Source organism: Vibrio sp. A1-1 (genome assembly GCF_021728175.1).
Classification (GTDB): Bacteria; Pseudomonadota; Gammaproteobacteria; order Enterobacterales; family Vibrionaceae; genus Vibrio; species Vibrio diabolicus.
Genome location: NZ_JAKKCL010000007.1, coordinates 74,650 through 91,486 on the forward strand (window position 1 = coordinate 74,650; position 16,837 = coordinate 91,486).

The 16,837-nt window shown below is 47.4% G+C and carries 12 protein-coding genes and 2 pseudogenes; 8 read left to right on the forward strand and 6 right to left on the reverse strand.

Annotated elements, in window-relative coordinates:
• Positions 1-188 precede the first annotated feature (188 nt).
• Together L3V30_RS12115 and arsB are read left to right on the forward strand one after the other, a co-directional pair.
• Complete coding sequence (locus tag L3V30_RS12115; RefSeq protein WP_005391232.1) at positions 189-530, forward strand: winged helix-turn-helix domain-containing protein; 342 nt, start codon at positions 189-191, stop codon at positions 528-530.
• An 84-nt stretch (positions 531-614) separates the two neighbouring features.
• Positions 615-1,670: an ACR3 family arsenite efflux transporter gene (arsB, locus tag L3V30_RS12120; protein WP_237309006.1), complete on the forward strand. Its 1,056-nt coding sequence runs from the start codon at positions 615-617 to the stop codon at positions 1,668-1,670.
• A 42-nt stretch (positions 1,671-1,712) separates the two neighbouring features.
• Here the strand turns inward: arsB and L3V30_RS12125 are convergent, their stop codons facing one another.
• Together L3V30_RS12125 and L3V30_RS12130 are read right to left on the reverse strand one after the other, a co-directional pair.
• Entirely contained in the window at positions 1,713-2,492 is a 780-nt protein-coding gene (locus tag L3V30_RS12125) for a helix-turn-helix transcriptional regulator (protein ID WP_015312999.1), read from the reverse strand.
• Positions 2,493-2,513: 21 nt separating this feature from the next.
• Positions 2,514-3,047: a YbhB/YbcL family Raf kinase inhibitor-like protein gene (locus L3V30_RS12130; protein WP_078558056.1), complete on the reverse strand. Its 534-nt coding sequence runs from the start codon at positions 3,045-3,047 to the stop codon at positions 2,514-2,516.
• A 188-nt stretch (positions 3,048-3,235) separates the two neighbouring features.
• Here L3V30_RS12130 and L3V30_RS12135 point away from each other — a divergent pair, with 188 nt between their 5' ends.
• Complete coding sequence (locus L3V30_RS12135; protein WP_062852206.1) at positions 3,236-4,027, forward strand: PhzF family phenazine biosynthesis protein; 792 nt, start codon at positions 3,236-3,238, stop codon at positions 4,025-4,027.
• 92 nt (positions 4,028-4,119) lie between these two features.
• On the opposite strand, the gene L3V30_RS12140 is transcribed toward L3V30_RS12135, so the two are convergent.
• On the reverse strand, positions 4,120-5,148 hold the full coding sequence (locus tag L3V30_RS12140; RefSeq protein WP_237309007.1) for a lactonase family protein: 1,029 nt from the start codon (positions 5,146-5,148) through the stop codon (positions 4,120-4,122).
• Between the two features lie 406 nt (positions 5,149-5,554).
• Here L3V30_RS12140 and L3V30_RS12145 point away from each other — a divergent pair, with 406 nt between their 5' ends.
• Genes L3V30_RS12145 through L3V30_RS12155 form a run of 3 tightly spaced genes read left to right on the forward strand, consistent with a single transcriptional unit; the run spans position 5,555 to position 8,530 of the window.
• A complete protein-coding gene (locus L3V30_RS12145) occupies positions 5,555-6,502 on the forward strand; it encodes an HlyD family efflux transporter periplasmic adaptor subunit (RefSeq protein ID WP_005462020.1) in 948 nt (315 codons plus the stop codon).
• A gap of 4 nt (positions 6,503-6,506) precedes the next feature.
• Positions 6,507-7,433, forward strand: a complete 927-nt coding sequence (locus tag L3V30_RS12150) for an ABC transporter ATP-binding protein (protein ID WP_015312993.1) — start codon at positions 6,507-6,509, stop codon at positions 7,431-7,433.
• Positions 7,433-8,530, forward strand: a complete 1,098-nt coding sequence (locus tag L3V30_RS12155) for an ABC transporter permease (protein WP_237309052.1) — start codon at positions 7,433-7,435, stop codon at positions 8,528-8,530. The genes L3V30_RS12150 and L3V30_RS12155 overlap by 1 nt, the downstream gene beginning before the upstream one ends.
• A gap of 110 nt (positions 8,531-8,640) precedes the next feature.
• Here the strand turns inward: L3V30_RS12155 and L3V30_RS12160 are convergent, their stop codons facing one another.
• The 3 genes and pseudogenes from L3V30_RS12160 to fdhF form a co-directional block, all read right to left on the reverse strand.
• Entirely contained in the window at positions 8,641-9,012 is a 372-nt protein-coding gene (locus L3V30_RS12160; protein ID WP_005487881.1) for a hypothetical protein, read from the reverse strand.
• 176 nt (positions 9,013-9,188) lie between these two features.
• Positions 9,189-10,130 (reverse strand): annotated as a pseudogene (locus tag L3V30_RS12165) (endonuclease/exonuclease/phosphatase family protein).
• 78 nt (positions 10,131-10,208) lie between these two features.
• Positions 10,209-14,485, reverse strand: a pseudogene (gene fdhF, locus L3V30_RS12170) (formate dehydrogenase subunit alpha).
• Positions 14,486-14,729: 244 nt separating this feature from the next.
• Between fdhF and L3V30_RS12175 the strand changes: the two are divergent.
• Together L3V30_RS12175 and L3V30_RS12180 are read left to right on the forward strand one after the other, a co-directional pair.
• The gene (locus tag L3V30_RS12175; RefSeq protein ID WP_237309008.1) at positions 14,730-15,149 is read left to right on the forward strand and encodes a hypothetical protein; all 420 of its coding nucleotides are present in this window, start codon (positions 14,730-14,732) and stop codon (positions 15,147-15,149) included.
• Between the two features lie 218 nt (positions 15,150-15,367).
• Positions 15,368-16,789, forward strand: a complete 1,422-nt coding sequence (locus L3V30_RS12180) for a TolC family protein (RefSeq protein ID WP_237309009.1) — start codon at positions 15,368-15,370, stop codon at positions 16,787-16,789.
• Positions 16,790-16,837 lie beyond the last annotated feature (48 nt).

Consider the following 16,837-nt stretch of genomic DNA (forward strand, 5'->3'; position numbering starts at 1 on the left):
TGATTTGGCGAGCAGGAAATATAGAGAATTGCTCATAACCTAACCCCCAAGCAGAACTTAGCTCCTGATACCACACCCCCAATTCGTCGTATCTTTAAGTTCTGCTTTTTTACTGCCAACAGTTGCGCCTTAGAAAAAGCACACGTACACTTAATCGTAATTCGACGATTAACTATAAAGGTCTGCTCATGAGCAACAAATGCAGCGAAACATGCGAAATTGCTTTTGAAGCCACGCAAAAACAACTGGATAAAGAGCAAGCACTCGCAGCTCAAGCAAAAGCGCTGTCTCATCCTGCTCGCTTACGCATTCTGCATATTCTTCACACTTTAGACACCATGGGCGGCTGCTTAAATAGCGATTTAGTCTCTGAGTTAGGTTTAGCGCAATCGACCGTATCAGAACACTTACGTATTCTAAAACAGGCAGGGTTTATCAGTGCAGAACCTAACCCGCCAAAGGTTTGTTACCGCATTCAACGTGAAAAACTGAACGCATTTAACGCTCAATTTTCCGGTTTATTTAGCTAAGACACGTTGCGCGCTTTCCATGCGCGCAAAGATAAACTATAACCTTATACATCGTCTTTCGACGATAAACGAATAGAGACCACTATGACGACTGAAGTTTTCAATAGTGCCAGCGAAAAAATGAGCTTTCTTGACCGCTACTTAACGGTTTGGATCTTTGTCGCAATGGCCATCGGCGTGGGGATAGGCGCAGCCTACCCGCAAGTAGCAGAATGGAACGAAGCAATGTCCGTTGGTAGTACGAACGTACCACTCGCCATTGGTTTGATTTTGATGATGTACCCACCACTCGCCAAGGTGAACTACGGTCTATTAGGAACGGTAACGAGAGATAAAAAAGCCATCACGCTGTCTCTGGTTATGAACTGGATCATCGGCCCAATCCTGATGTTCGTTCTTGCTTTAACCTTTCTTGGTGATCATCCAGGTTACATGGTCGGTATTATTTTGATTGGCCTTGCACGCTGCATCGCTATGGTTTTAGTGTGGAATGATATTGGCGGCGGCAACAAAGAATATGGCGCGGCCTTGGTGGCATTAAATAGCGCATTTCAAATTCTGACTTACAGCGTTATGGCTTGGCTATTTATCACAGTACTTCCACCGTTCTTTGGCTATGAAGGTTTTGTGGTTGATATTTCCATGGGAGACATTGCGGAAAGCGTATTGATTTACTTAGGTATTCCGTTCCTCGCTGGTTTTCTCAGTCGTAAATGGTTAGTCGCTGCAAAAGGTGAGAAGTGGTACAACGATGTGTTTATTCCTCGAATTTCACCCATTACTTTGATCGCTTTGCTCGCCACCATCGTGCTGATGTTCAGCCTCAAAGGAGAGATGATTTTACAACTGCCAATGGATGTGTTCCGCGTGGCAGTCCCACTAGCGATCTACTTCGTATTGATGTTTTTTGCCAGCTTCTTTATCGGGAAGAGAATGGGCATTCCTTACGATAAAAATGCCTCCATCGCATTTACGGCAACGGGTAACAACTTTGAGTTGGCAATTGCGGTTTCCATTGCTGTATTTGGTCTAAATTCCGATCAAGCATTCGCTGGCGTAATTGGCCCGTTGATCGAGGTTCCGGTTCTGATTGCTTTGGTTAACATCGCACTGCGGATGAAAACCAAATACAAAAGCTAAAATGGGAAACATTGAGACCGAGCCAAATAGCAATGTTAGGTACTAACTGGCAACGGTTTTGATGTACTCGCTGGGCGTTAAACCAAACTTGCCTTTAAAGCGTTGGCTAAAACGCCCTTCCGATTGATAGCCACACAACTGCGCGAGCAACGCTACGTTATACGCACCATTTTGCATCAGGTAGAGTGCGTGATTTAAACGCACTTCTGCCAGCACTTCGCGATACTGAGTACCCTCTTGCTTGAGTTTGCGTATCAACGTTGCTCGGCTCATAGCAAAACGCTCAGCTACCCGTTCCAAAGGATGCTCATCGCCCGGAGAGCGTGACAAATAGCGACTGAGTTTTTCGCTAAAAGAGGTGTTCGAGCTGGTAAAAAGTCGATGCAACAATCCCCTTTCCGCTAACTGCTGATACAACCCCAAAACCCAATAACGTTGCGTCGCTTCACTCAAGCTTTCTTGCTCAAAAGAAAACAGCGCATTCAGCGTCGCTTGCAATGCTTTATCTGTCTCCACCGCAGGTACATGTTCGCCAAGCGCATTGCTCATACTCAGCTCCAGCATGTCATCACTCGGCACACAGTGAAAACTGAACATTCGAGAGAGAAAACGCCCTTGCTGAGGAAGGTTTTCAAAATTCAGCGAAGCGTTTGCTTCACAAAGCATGATATTAGGATGAAGAATATCGAACGCTTCGTCTTTCCAAAATAGACGCTTACTCCCTTTAATGATCTGGATAATACTCGGGGAATGAATCCGAACGTTACGCAGCTTTTGCTGCTGCTCCGCACGAAACAACGTGACTTGATATTGGTGGCTCATCTTCTCCCCTTTCTTATTCAATTATCGTGTGTAAGTGGCGGTTAACTTCGCTTTGTCCAATGCGACACTATTCAACGTGAATCCCACAACCGCCGCTGGCGTGTTCTTATCCAAGTTCAACTTGTCACTTGGCAAGGCCCAAACGGTAAACTGGTAGCGGTGCATACCATCTTTTTCTGGAGGACATGCGCCGCCAAAACCAGTAGTACCGTAATCGATACGAGACTCCTTACCGCCGAGCTTGCTGATATCAACGCCACGAGGCAATTCGTTAACTGAGGCTGGAATATCAAACACTATCCAATGCCAAAAACCACTGCCTGTTGGTGCATCAGGATCGTACGCGGTAATCGCAAAACTTTTCGTACCCTTTGGAACGTCTTTCCACATCAGTTGTGGAGACTGGTTCGCACCATCACATCCCCAACCTGAATATTCAAATGTCTTCGCCATTGGATGACCTTCTTGAATATCTTTGCTCTTTAGTTCAAAAGCATGGGCAGAGCCGATAACCAAAACGCTAAGGGCCAAAACAGACTTGTGAATCGCTTTCATGTGTTTCTTCCTTTCAATGAGTTCAAATCAAGTCTATTCATCAACACAGGCCAAGACACATCAATAAGTATCACAAAATATAAAATAATCGTCTATTTTGACACTTTAAGACTCAAGCATAAATTTCTTATTCTCTGAGTTGCATCTGGTTTATGCTAACTAATTGCTCAGAAAACAAGGAAGACAGAATGGAACTGGATATCTACGTCGTTGACGCATTTACAGACACGCAATTTAAAGGCAACTCAGCAGCAGTCGTACCCTTGCAAGAGTGGTTAGAACCAGAGCTGATGCAAAACATTGCAGCGGAAAACAACCTCTCTGAAACCGCGTTTGTTAAAACGATTGGAACGAATCAATATGAAATACGCTGGTTTTCACCACTTACAGAAATCGACTTTTGTGGACACGCAACGCTCGCCGCTTCTATGGTGTTGTTCGATCAACTCGGCGTTACAGGAAGTATTGAGTTTCACACATTAAAAGTGGGCACCTTAACCGTAATTAAGAACGCACTTGGCAAGATTGAAATGACATTTCCGACAAGAGCGCCACACCCCGTCAACGCCATTCCTACGCAATTGATTGAGGGATTAAACTGCGAAATAACACACGTACTGCTTAGCCCACAAGCTTACTTCGTCATCGTGGAAGATGAGCAAACCGTTTTTGATGTTCAATATCGCTCCGACCAACTGAAACAACTCGCCCCTTACGATGTCGTCGTCACATCAAAAGGCAGTCAATACGACTTTGTATCTCGCTACTTTTGGCCAGCGAACGGCGGAGATGAAGACCCTGTCACAGGATCAATCCACGCAGGCTTAGCACCATATTGGGCGCGAGAGCTCGGCAAAGCATCTTTAGTGGCGTATCAAGCATCAGCGCGAGGTGGCGTTCTGTACTGCGAAGTCAAGGAGGATTGCGTCAATGTATCTGGTGATGGTGTGTTGTATATGAAAGGCAAAATTTACGTCTAACTGCGCGTTGAAGATTGGCGTTAACTGTTTTTATCCTGAAAGCCTAGCCGCCCGCTAGGCTTTTCTATTCCCTGTTGTTTCAGCGTTAATCGTTACAAAGGTTGTTCGACAATACACACTGGAGAGCCTATCTCACAGTCATAACCCGTTGCAGTAATTTCCCCTGTTTGAGGATTGCGACGAAAGCTCACCACATTGTTGGAATGTTGATTGGCAACCAGCAACCACTTTTGATCATGAGACAACACAAAATCTCGTGGAAAAGCCCCTTCACAGTGAATGGCTGCTCGCCTTTTGGGCGTATCACCAGACACATCAAACACACTGATTTTGTTCTGAGCTCGGCAAGAGACATACAAAAACGTTTCATCTAACGAAAGACGAATCGCCGCCGCCGCTTGCTGATTATCTTCCCCTTCTAATAATTCTGTTTGATTCGAGATAAGCCATTTATCTTGGTGCTTAACCAGAACAATCAAGGTTTCTGACAGTTCGCAAGCCACATACGCTGTCGACTCTTGTTGGTTAAACACCACATGGCGCGGTCCCGAACCTGCGGGTAAATGAATCACTTGCGACAGTGCAAAATCCGACTGTTGAGCCTCGTAATCATAAATAAGGACGCTATCGCTGCCTAAGTCTACGACAACCAATTGATCACTGTGCTTTAAAAACGTGACTTGATGAGCGTGAGGAGAAGTTTGGCGCTCTAAATTCGGCCCGCACCCATCAACGTATAAATCCGTCAACAAACTAAGCGGTTTACCATCGTGATCCAATTGAAATACGCTAACATTTCCAGAGCCATAATTAGCAACCGCCAAAAACGGTTTTTTGATATCCAAATGACACGGATAATCGCCATTAATCCGCAAAGAGACGGATTCACTACCGCGAAAAAACGCGAGCTCTGCACCTTCATTTCTATCCATTTCGCTAAACGTATACAGCCCGTGTTCGGTGGTCGTGAGATAGGACGGATTACGTTGAACTACAACATCGTCAAGCCGAGTCAGTTCACCCGTTTCAGTGTTCAGCGATACACGCGCAATGCCCGTGCTCGTACTCGGTGGGTTGGTGTAAGTGCCAATATAAAAATGCACGTGACCAGTTGTTGTCATGGATGGCCTTATATGAGTGATTCGTATTATTCAACACCTTGCCTATTGTCATGGCAGACCGCAATCCATTTTACGAATCAGCCACTTAAAATGTGAAGTGATTTCTAATTCAGAATCAAGTGACAACTTGCAGCCCCAACTAGCCTAGTGTTTATCGCTGGGCATTTAATTTTACTTATCAGGAAAAACCGGAGCTTGGTCAAGGTTCTTTAAATTGAGGCCTTCATAGCCCTCTTCCAACGCTAAGCCTCTCTATTTAAAAAGAATCGCTTGTAGATAAAATGCTAAGCTCTAAAAAGAAATCGTTATGGATGGCGGTTAGCGACGGGTTGGCGGGCTCAATCAACACGCTCCCGTTCGCAAGTTATCTATTCATGCATTACTTCTTCAAAGGAAGCACCGCACTATGAAGCGAATCATTTTTGGCACATTGATTATTGCCCTTTTAAGCGCCTGTTCGAAAGATAATACGCACCAAGCGCTTGGCACCTTAGAACGTGACCGCGTAACGTTTACCGCCACATCTAATGAGATAATTAGAGCCCTTCCTGTCAAAGAAGGCAGCTTGGTCAGTGAAGGGGAAGTGTTGGTTCAGCTCGATACCAAGAATCAACAAGCAGTTCTTGCGCACGCCGTTGCCGAGCAAGCCAAAGCGGGAGCGTATTTGCTTAAATTGACCAATGGTGAACGCCCAGAAGACATTGCTGCTGCATCGGCACGCGTAGCCCGAGCGGAAGCGCAGCTCACCGAAGCGCAGAAAAACTATCAACGCAAAGCAGAACTGGTGCGTAAAAAGCTCATCAGCCAATCCGAAAAAGATTCAGCTCTTGCGGCAAGGGACTCGGCGAGAGCCGAATTAGACTCAGCAAAAGAAGAGTTCAGTAAGCTCACCGCAGGTTCTCGCCTCGAAGACATCGAACAAGCTAAAGCCGCTTTAATGGCGGCAAAAGCCGAAGTAGCATTGCAAGAGCAAAAACTGGCAGAACTCACCATCACGGCCACGCGTGACGGTACGCTCGATAATTTGCCTTACAATCTTGGCGAACGCGTACCAGTGAACGGTGTGGTTGCCGTGATTCAAGCCAACCGCGTACCGTATGCGCGAGTGTATGTTCCTGCCGATTATCGAATCGGGTTTATTCCTGGGAAAACCGTGACGGTAAATGTCGATGGACTTGAGAGTCCATTACAAGGCACCGTTCGTTGGGTGGCTAGTGAGCCTTCATTCACACCCTACTTCGCACTAACCGAAGAAGAACGTTCACGATTGATGTATCTAGCAGAAGTTGATTTACCTGAGTCTGCAAAAACGTTGCCGTCCGGTGTGCCTGCCCAAGTAGATTTGGTGGAGTAAACCAATGACCGAGTATGCAATTCAAGCTCAAAATGTGGTCAAAAAATTCGGCGACTTTACTGCTATCAATAACATCACACTCAACGTGCCCAAAGGCAGCATTTACGGATTTTTGGGGCCAAATGGTTGTGGTAAGTCGACCACCATTCGTGTGCTCACCGGCCTTCTCAGCCCAAGCGAAGGCAGTGTGGATGTGCTTGGATTAGAAATCCCAAAACAATCCGAACAACTGCGGCTCAAAATTGGCTACATGACACAAAAGTTCTCGTTGTACGACGACCTATCCGTTCAAGAAAACCTCGAATTTATTGGGCAAATTTTTGGTTTAAGCAGCCAGTCGCTGAAAGAGCGGATCGAAGAGCAGCTCACCACTTACGGGTTGGATCAATTGCGAAAACAGCGCGTAAGCGGTATGAGTGGCGGTCAAAAGCAGCGCCTTTCACTCGCCGCCGCGACCATGCACAAACCCGAACTGCTATTTTTGGATGAGCCGACATCCGCCGTTGACCCCGAAAATCGACGCGATTTTTGGGAGCAATTGTTCGACTTGTGCGATCAAGGTACGACGATTTTAGTCACCACGCATTACATGGACGAAGCGGAACGCTGCCACCGTCTGGCGATCATGGAATCGGGCGAAATTCGTGCTGATGGCGAACCCGAACAGTTAATGGAACAGATGGGCGTTAATATTATTGAGGTGAAAGCCGACAAACTTCGTGAACTCAAAGAAAAGCTGATTCAACGTGACGAAGTTCGCTCTGCGGCGCAGTTGGGGATTCGTTTACGCATCCTTATCCACCAGCATGTCGAGCAGCCGATTGAATGGTTAAAGCAGACGTTTCCTGAACTTCAAAACGCTGAAATGAACCACGCTCGCCCAAGCTTAGAAGATGTTTTTGTCAGCGTGACAGGGAAAGGCCGCCAATGATGAAACCTATCGCTCGCATGAAAGCCGTCATGATCAAAGAGATTCGCCAACTTTCCCGTGACCGAATCACGTTTGGCATGGTGGTGATGATCCCGCTTATCCAGCTTTTGCTGTTCGGCTTCGCAATCAATACGGACATTCGCAACATTCCGGTAGGTGTTGTCGACCAAAGTGGCAGTACCGCCGGGAGGATCATTACCCAGTCCGTCAAAGTCACTCAAGTGGTGGATATCAAAGAAACCTATGCCACCGCGCAAGAGGCTGAACAAGCGATTCAAGATGGTATTGTGCGCGCCGTGCTGATTTTGCCAAGCGATCTCACACAACGCATGATGCAAGGTCAAGAGCTTGGGCAATGGATTGTGGATGGGTCAGATACCATGATCAGCTCGGCAATATTGTCGTTGCAAACCATGCCATTGACCGATTTTGATTTCGAAATTCGCCCAGCGCCAAGCAAAACATTCGAAGTCGCACTCTACTACAACCCAAGTCGGCGTTCTGCGGTCAACATCGTACCCGGCTTACTCGGTGTGATTCTCACCATGACGATGATTTTGTTCACCAGTGCCGCGATTGTACGAGAACGTGAACGGGGAAATTTGGAGCTATTGATCACCACGCCCATCCACTCGATAGAGCTAATGGTGGCGAAAATCGTGCCGTATATCTTTGTCGGCTTAATTCAGGTTTTCATCATTCTAGGGTTGGGACATTGGATTTTCGGCGTACCGATTAACGGTGCAATCAGCCAAATTCTGTTTGGAACCTTGTTGTTTATCGCCGCCAGCTTAACTTTAGGATTGGTCATCTCCACCATCGCCACAACACAGCTTCAAGCCATGCAAATGACGGTGTTCATTCTTCTGCCTTCGATTCTACTGTCTGGATTTATGTTCCCTTACGAGGGCATGCCAGTCGCAGCACAGTGGATTTCAGAAGCCCTCCCCGCCACTCACTTTATGCGCATGATTCGAGGCATTGTGTTGCGAGGAGCGGATCTGATGGACTTATGGCGAGATACCCTTTGGTTGCTCGGGTTTACCGTATTTGGATTGGTCGTCGCGTCACTAAGGTTTAAGAAATCGCTCGATTAAAGTTGCCCATTTTTCTCTTTCGCAAAAACAAAAATAGCCTCGACAAAGAGGCTATTTTTTGTTTGGAAATTTGAATGCCTTACTGACAATGCTCAATGGCACGATTCGGTTTAGTAATATTCACCAAAAGAACAATCGCGTAAGTCAGAAATGCTGTAATTCTTCAACGAGTTAATTTTGAAGTTAAAAACCACTTCTTTACATACCATCCCGTCTCGGTCGGTATAGGTGATGAACCCTTCACTGTAAGCACGCTTGCCATCAGAGGATTTAACATGCGCTGCAAGCTCTAAATGCCCTTTGTGAGCTTCTACGCGGTTCATCATTTCAAACACATCCATCCACTCTTCGCGATTTGCCATTTGTATCAACATGGATTTGGCCTGTGTTTCCAACTGCTGCGGATACACGTAATAACGGTTGTAACCAAAGTATGCGCACATCAGTAATAGAACGAGTGCAAATGAGGTTGTTCTTGTCATGCAAGCTGCCTCTTGTTGTTATAAAAACTCTGCTTCGTTAATTCAGTATAGGAAGCGAGCAAAGTTTAGGTTATAGAACTTGCTCAAATAACAGAGGATCGTCAGAGACAGTCAATTCTATGACAAGCTCAGCACCGGTTTTACTTATGAAACATGACAAATTCTAAAAGCTTGAACTATGGAATATGCACACCGATCTGGGTTGTCACCATGCGGTGATCTGAGCCTTGTGGAAAAGCAGAGGATTCACGAGAGCAAATGATTCGCTGTCCTTGCTCGGATTTTAGCCACAAGTGATCAATACCTATCATCATCGGCTCTGGCACGTTTATGCCTTTGATGTTAGTTGGCTAGCTCGTCACTGGCGCGGTTTGAAAACTCGGGAACAGCGCAGAAAAACGAGGGCTAACCGAGGAGAGATTGAAATCCCCCACAACCAACACCTCTGGCTCGGGATAAAGCGCGGTCAGAGTTTCTATGGTTCGCACCAGCGCATTTCTTTGATGCCAAAGCTCGCTGGTTCTTGGTGATGGCGGATGAGCCGCAAACAAAGTGATCGGTGCTTGACCTTTAGGCAACCAAACCGCTCTGATGACTTCTTGTCCATTTGGCGCACGATAAACCGAAACCTCCGTGATGGGGTGTCGGCTAAGAATCATCAAATTTGAAGGGTACCCTACGTCACGTTGGCCACCATAATAATGCGGATAGACATCATCCAACATGTGCAAAAGGCTGCCAACTCGCGGCGTCAGTTCTTGCATCACCACCAAATCAGCAGGATGCCTCAACAGATAGTTGATGAACTGATTGATGTCTGAGTTTTCGTAAAAAAGATTGAATTGAATGACGCTCAAAGACTGCGAGCAAGACGCCACATGGCTGCGCTGCGGCGGAACAAGTAACGAGACAAACAAAATAGCGACAAAGGCAGAAAATGCACTTTGCAACCATCGGCGAGCAATAAAAAACGCCGAGGCTAAAACAACGTAAGTGAACACAATGAGGGCGGGAATCGAGGTAAGATTCTCCGCCCACCAAATATGTTCAATTTGCCTGACCGCCAGCCAAATAAGAGCGGGTAGAAGCAATATGATCCACTTAAAAACGCTCGACACACGCACTGCTCGTTTCGCTATTACATATCATAAGCTTAAATGCAATTTCTCAACTCGCCAGTGCGTGAAGCGTTGATGTTAGACGTGGTGTACCGCCTCCTCGACAGGCTCTGGTTGAGCGGCCGTTTCACTGATTTCAATCTTAACCGCTGCGACTTTGAATTCAGGAATTTTCGCATGCGGGTCCGTTGCCGTAGTCGTCAAGCGGTTAACTGGCGACTCAACGAAATGGAAAGGAATAAACACGACGCCTTTTTGCATTCGCTTAGTCACAAACGCATCAATTTCGATGCTGCCACGACGGGTCGACACTTTTAGGCGCTGACCATTATGGATACCAATTGCTTCAGCATCTTCAACGCTGATCATCGCTCTTGGCCCAGCAAGGTTATCCAACCCTTTCGTTTTGCGTGTCATCGTACCGGTGTGGAATTGTTCTAGCACACGCCCTGTTGTAAGCACCAAAGGGTACTCTTCATCAGGCAACTCAGCTGCATAGCGGAACGGCACGCCCACCATTTGCCCTTTCCCTCGGGTAAATTGGGTTTGGTGCATGATACGAGTACCGTTTGGATTATTCTTGTTACTTGGCCATTGAACACCGTTCGGCGTGATCGCGTCCCAACGCAACCCTGCATATTGCGGCGTTACACGCGCGATCTCGCTAGTGATTTCAGAAACACACTGGTAATGCCAATCGCTGCCCATCGCGTTTGCGATCGCTTGAATGATCCACCAATCTTCTTTCGCCTCACCCGGCGCTTTCACTGCCGCATTAACGCGCTGCACGCGTCGCTCAGTATTGGTGAAGTGACCGGATTTTTCCGCAAATGAACAAGAAGGCAATACCACATCGGCGTACTGCGCCGTCTCGGTGAGGAAGATGTCTTGCACGACCAAGAAGTCGAGTGCTTCCAACCCTTCAATCACGTGTGCTTGGTTTGGATCACTCAGTACTGGGTTTTCGCCCATGATGTACATCCCGCGAACTTCTCGTTTGCACGCCGCATCGATGATTTCCGTTAGGGTAAGCCCTTGCTCAGAAGGTAAGTTCGGCGCATCCCACTCAATCGCGAATTTCTGACGAACAATCGGGTTATACACCTTTTGATATCCCGGATAGCAGTTCGGCAAAGCACCCATATCACACGCACCTTGTACGTTTGATTGACCGCGCAGTGGGTTAATACCACCCCCCTCAATACCGATGTTGCCACACAACAATTGCAGGTTTGCAATCGAACGAACGTTGTCGTGCCCTGTTGTATGCTGGGTAATACCCATTGAGTAATACACCGCCGTGCGTTTTGCCGTACCAATCATTCGTGCCATCGCGAAAATATCGTCCGCTTTTACGCCCGTCACTAACTCAACTTTGTCGAGGTTGTACGCTGGCGACATCACCTCTTGAAGCAAGGTATCAAAGCCGTCGACGCGCTCTTCGATGTATTCTTGATCGTACCAACCATTTTTGATGATTTGCTGCATCACGCCGTTGAGCAACATAACATCCGTGCCCGGACGATGCGCTAAGTACAGCTCTGCATGTTCAGCCATGTCCACTCGTTTCGGGTCTGCCACAATCAAGCGCGCCCCGTGATGACGAATCGCCTGTTTGATGTGCGAAGCGATGATCGGGTGCGCAGATGTGGTGTCAGAACCGATAATAAAGATCACATCGGAATGCTTAATGCTCGGAATGTCGTTGGTCATCGCACCACTCCCCAACGATGCTTCAAGCCCTGTCACACTTGATGCGTGACACAAACGTGCGCAGTGATCAACGTTGTTCGTACCAAGTTCACGACGGATGAATTTTTGAAACGCGTAGTTATCTTCGTTAGTGGTTTTCGCTGAAGAGAATCCGGCCAGTGCGTTGCTACCAAAATCTTGCTTGATGGTCGAAAGCTTCGAAGCCACTAGCTGAATCGCTTCGTCCCAACTTGCTGGCTGCAACCAACCATCTTTACGAATCAGTGGTGTCGTTAAACGCTCTTCGCTGCTAATGAAATCAAAACCAAAACGGCCTTTCACGCACAGCATACCTTGGTTAACCGGCGAATCCGCCCCTTTTGCATAGCGGATTTTGTTTTGTTGCTCATCGACAAACATGGTCAACTTACAACCCACACCACAATAGGTACAAATGGTATCGACGGCTTTTAGCTGTTCGGTTCTGCCTTGAGAGCGGTCACGGCTGTCCACCATCGCGCCCGTTGGACATGCCTGAACACACGCCCCACATTGCACGCAATTTGAATTGCCCATGAGCGTCAAACCACTGCAACTTGCGCCTTTTTCATCGGAGCGGAATCGTGGACGATCATCTGGTCGTAAAGCTGGTCGGCCATTTTTATCCGACACAAAACTCAACACACCATGTACCGCTTGCTCGCGGCATGCTTGAATACACTGACCACAACTGATGCAGCGGTTAGCATCAAATTCAATGAACTCAGAACTGCGGTCTACTTCGTATTTATGACGAAGATCTTTCGCACGTAAATCGAGCCAATCTTGATGACCAATCACGCTAGCAGAGGAAACGTCCACGGAAACATCGAAATGTTGCTCGGCATGATATTCCGTTGAGTAATCTCGCAAGGCACAGTCGGTATTCGCTTGGCAACCACACTCTAAGCAGCGCGCCGCTTCTTTCATGGCCTCTTCGTTATCAAAGCCCAGTTCCACTTCAGCAAAACTCTGCTCACGCTGCGCTGGGGTCAACTCTGGCATGATTGAACGAGCAACTTTTTGGATATTTTCGAAATGAAGTGGGTCTACCTGCGCCAATTTTTTCTCTTTACGAGAGTTGAACGCAGGTTTCGGCATATCCGCCATATCGCCATATCGCCATTGAGGAACAGATCAATCGCTTTTGCCGCAACTCGCCCATCTCCCACCGCTTCAACCGCTGTCGCAGGACCACGACGAAAATCACCGATACTGAAGATATTTCCCGTACCCGTGTGCATGGTTTGCGCATCGGATTCAGATGTGTTCCAACGCGTTAGAGGAATGGACAGCTCATCGTTTTCTAAGAAGCTGAGATCCGGCTTTTGCGATACCGCTGCAATCACGGTATCAAATGCTTCAGTAAAGAACTCACCCGTTGGTTTCGGGCTACGACGACCAGACGCATCTGGCTCACCTAACGCCATTCGTTCTAATCGAATTTCCTTCACGCGGCCGTTTTCATCCGCAATGTTTTCCGCCGGATTCGTTAAGAAATGGAACTTCACGCCCTCATGTTCAGCTTCGACGATTTCGTAGTCCTCGGCCGGCATTTCGTCGCGAGTTCGACGATAGATCAAAGTGGTATCGGCACCCGCACGACGCGCCGTACGCGCACAGTCGATCGCAGTGTTACCACCACCAATCACGGCAACTTTTTTGCCCGTAACGTAGTTTTGTTCTGTAACGTAATCTTTCAGATAATCAACACCGAGGTAGCAACCGTCCAAGTCGCTACCAGGATAATTCATTTCTACCGCTTGAGACGCCCCCACAGCCAAACAGACAGCATCGTAGTCTTCACTCAATTGAGACAGGGTGAAATCAACACCAAGCTTTTTGTTGGTTTCAACTTGCATGCCGTTGCGGCACATCAGTTCGATTTCTTTGTCTAGAATGTCTTTGGGTAGGCGATATTCAGGAATGCCGTAGCGTAGCCAACCGCCTGCTTTTGGCATGGACTCAAATACGGTGACGTCATAACCTTCATTCGACAAGTAATAACCTGCCGTTAAGCCACCGGGGCCACTACCAACAACGGCGATCTTGCGATGCTTCGCTGGTTTTTTCTCTGGGACATACGCTTCATGCGCCGCTAAATCTGCGTCTGCGGCATGGCGTTTGAGTTGGCGAATGGCAATCGGCTCATCCACCAAAGAACGGCGACACTCACTTTCGCAGAATGCCGGACACACGCGCCCAATCGACAACGGCATTGGCAGTGTGCGTTTAATAACTTCAATCGCTTTTTGATGATCGTTTTGCGAGATATGGTAGAGGTAAGATTGGATGTCTACCCCAGCAGGACACGCCGTTTTGCATGGAGCTTCACAGTCGGCGTAGTGGTCCGTCATGATTCGGTTGAGCGCTTTTCTGCGGTGCTCGCTCAGTTGTTCTGATTGTGTGACGACATTGAGACCGCGGTACACTTTGAGGTCACAGGCGCGCTTAGTTCCGCCACTTTCCACTTCGACAACACACAAATCACACGGAATTTTCTCGTTACTTTTGTTCATTCCGCACAGTGAAGGGATTTCGACCCCGCACACTTTGGCTGCTTCCAGAAGGGTTAGCCCCTCTTCTACAATTCTATATTTTCCATCGATGACAATTTCTATCATACAACCCCCGAAGCAGGCATACTAAACCTTACATTCTATAAGGATAAACCCTACCATGGAAAGTTCGTGTGACAAAAAACTCACTAGCGAGATATTTCTTAGCGATTAATATGTCCAATTGACTTTAAGATGTAGAACTCATTATCTCGAAGTGGGTTCGGTATAATCCTTGACTTTACCCCTAGGGTAACCTTTATTATTTAAGGGTTACTCGATATATAAGCTCATTTTGACTGGAAACCGTATGCGTCTGAAATCATTGCATACAATTTGGCTAACGTTATGTACAACGCTGATACTGCTGGTATCTAGCGTGGTTAACAGCGCGCCTTTAATGAGCCTAAAAATGATGTCGAGTGATGCCATGATGTCTGTTCACATGACGGAAATGGCAAGCGAGAACGATCACTGCGGCTCCCCGAGTATGAGCATGGAGATGGCCTCATCGTTGAGCTCCGACTCTGCAGAGATTACCATGAGCTGTGTTGATGGCTCCGGTATGATCCACAATTGCTGTACAGCATCTTGCTCATTCGTTTTTGTCCCATTACCAGTCACTGACAGCCAGCTCTCCCCATTGGCTTGTCGCGCATCCATTGCCTCAGAAATTACCGCACCAGTGGTACAAGTCACCCATGATTTGTATCGGCCTCCGATAGTTTAATCCATACAAAGCATTCGACCCTGCATCGCTTTGCAGGCAGTTTCTTTGCGCCCAACTGATAGCGTGCTCACCTCAGCTATTCGCTCGTAACTCCATTTGTTACCTGCTATTTAGCGATAAAAAAGTGCGTCATCCGTTTGGCAAATACCAACGCTCTCCCGCTCGGTTCAATCGATCCCGAAACGCAAAAGAGCTTGGTATCAATTTGGATGTAAATTATGGAATTCAACCCAAATCGCTTAGTGGCACCAGTATGCTCACTGGCTCTGGTTGCCCTACCTGCTTTCAATGTGGTGGCACAATCGCCAGCCAATACGAAAGCACAACAAGAAGCGCAAGCTCAATCAATCCAAGCTCAGTCAACCAATGAGCTAGCAAACCTCATTAGCGTTGCGTTGAGTAACGATGGCAACCGTAAGCAGTTCTATGCTCAATCGGAAGCAATGCGTGAAACAGGCGTAGCCAGCGCAACCTTGATGGACCCGAAATTGAAAGTCGGTTTTGGTGGTTTGCCTGTCGATAGCTTCAAATTTGACGAGGATCCGATGACCAATATCTCCGTCGGTTTGATGCAACAGTTCGAACGTGGCTCGACGCTCAATCTTCAACAAAAGAAAGCCAATCAACAAGCCGATGGTTTGTCGTTGCAAGTTCACGCACGGGAGCTTGAAGTGGCAAACAGCATGACTCAGCTTTGGTTGGAGCTGGGCTATCAGCAGAAAGCAGAGCAAATTTTGCTAGAAAACCGTCGGCTCATGACGGAAATGGAAAACTTCATTCAAACCAATTACTCAATCGGCAAAAGCGAAGCGCAAGATTTACTGAATGCACAGCTTCAAGTGAGTAAGTTGGATGAAAAGCTGCAAGCCAACGCACAAATGCAGCGCCGTTTGGTCTCGCAACTCTCAGAATGGTTGGGCTCGGGCTGGCTCAATACCTATACCCAAAACGGACGCTCAACACTTCAAGCCAGCAACACACTGACTTGGGCGTCATTAAACCAAAAGTTGTCTGCAAATAACGAAACGACCAAGCACTACCAACAGTTGAGTGAGCACCCGATGGTGAAAATGGCAGACGTAAGTATTTCTGCCAATGAAACTCAAGTGGACATTGCAGAGCAAGCTTACACGCCTCAATTCGGTGTGGAAGTGATGTACGCCTATCGTCAAGCCAACAATATGAAAGGCGAACCTGCATCGGATTTGGTGAGCGCGTATCTCACAATGGACATTCCCCTGTTCACTGGCAATCGCCAAGACCGCAACTTAGCCGCCGCTCAGTATCAAGTGGGTGCTGCTCGCTCACAAAAAGATACGTTACTGACTCAGATGAACGCGAAGGTCAACACATTGCTGGTTGATCGCGCCAACTTGAGTCAGCGTTTAGAGCGTTATCAATCCACCTTACTTCCCCAAGTTCAAGCTCGTATTCACGCGGTAGAAAGGGGTTATCAAAACAACACCGCACAGTTTAACGACGTGATCATGGCAAGCACAGACGAGCTGGCGCTAAAGCTCGAACAGCAACGTCTTATTACCGATTTAAACATCGTAAACAGCAACTTAGCGGCTTTATTGGGTGGTTTCGAATATCAAGTATCCGCACCCAACATCACGACTGAAGCAAGCGCGAACTAAAACAAAACATGAGAGAACCCAAGTTTGGGGACGATGGCGAATGCACAC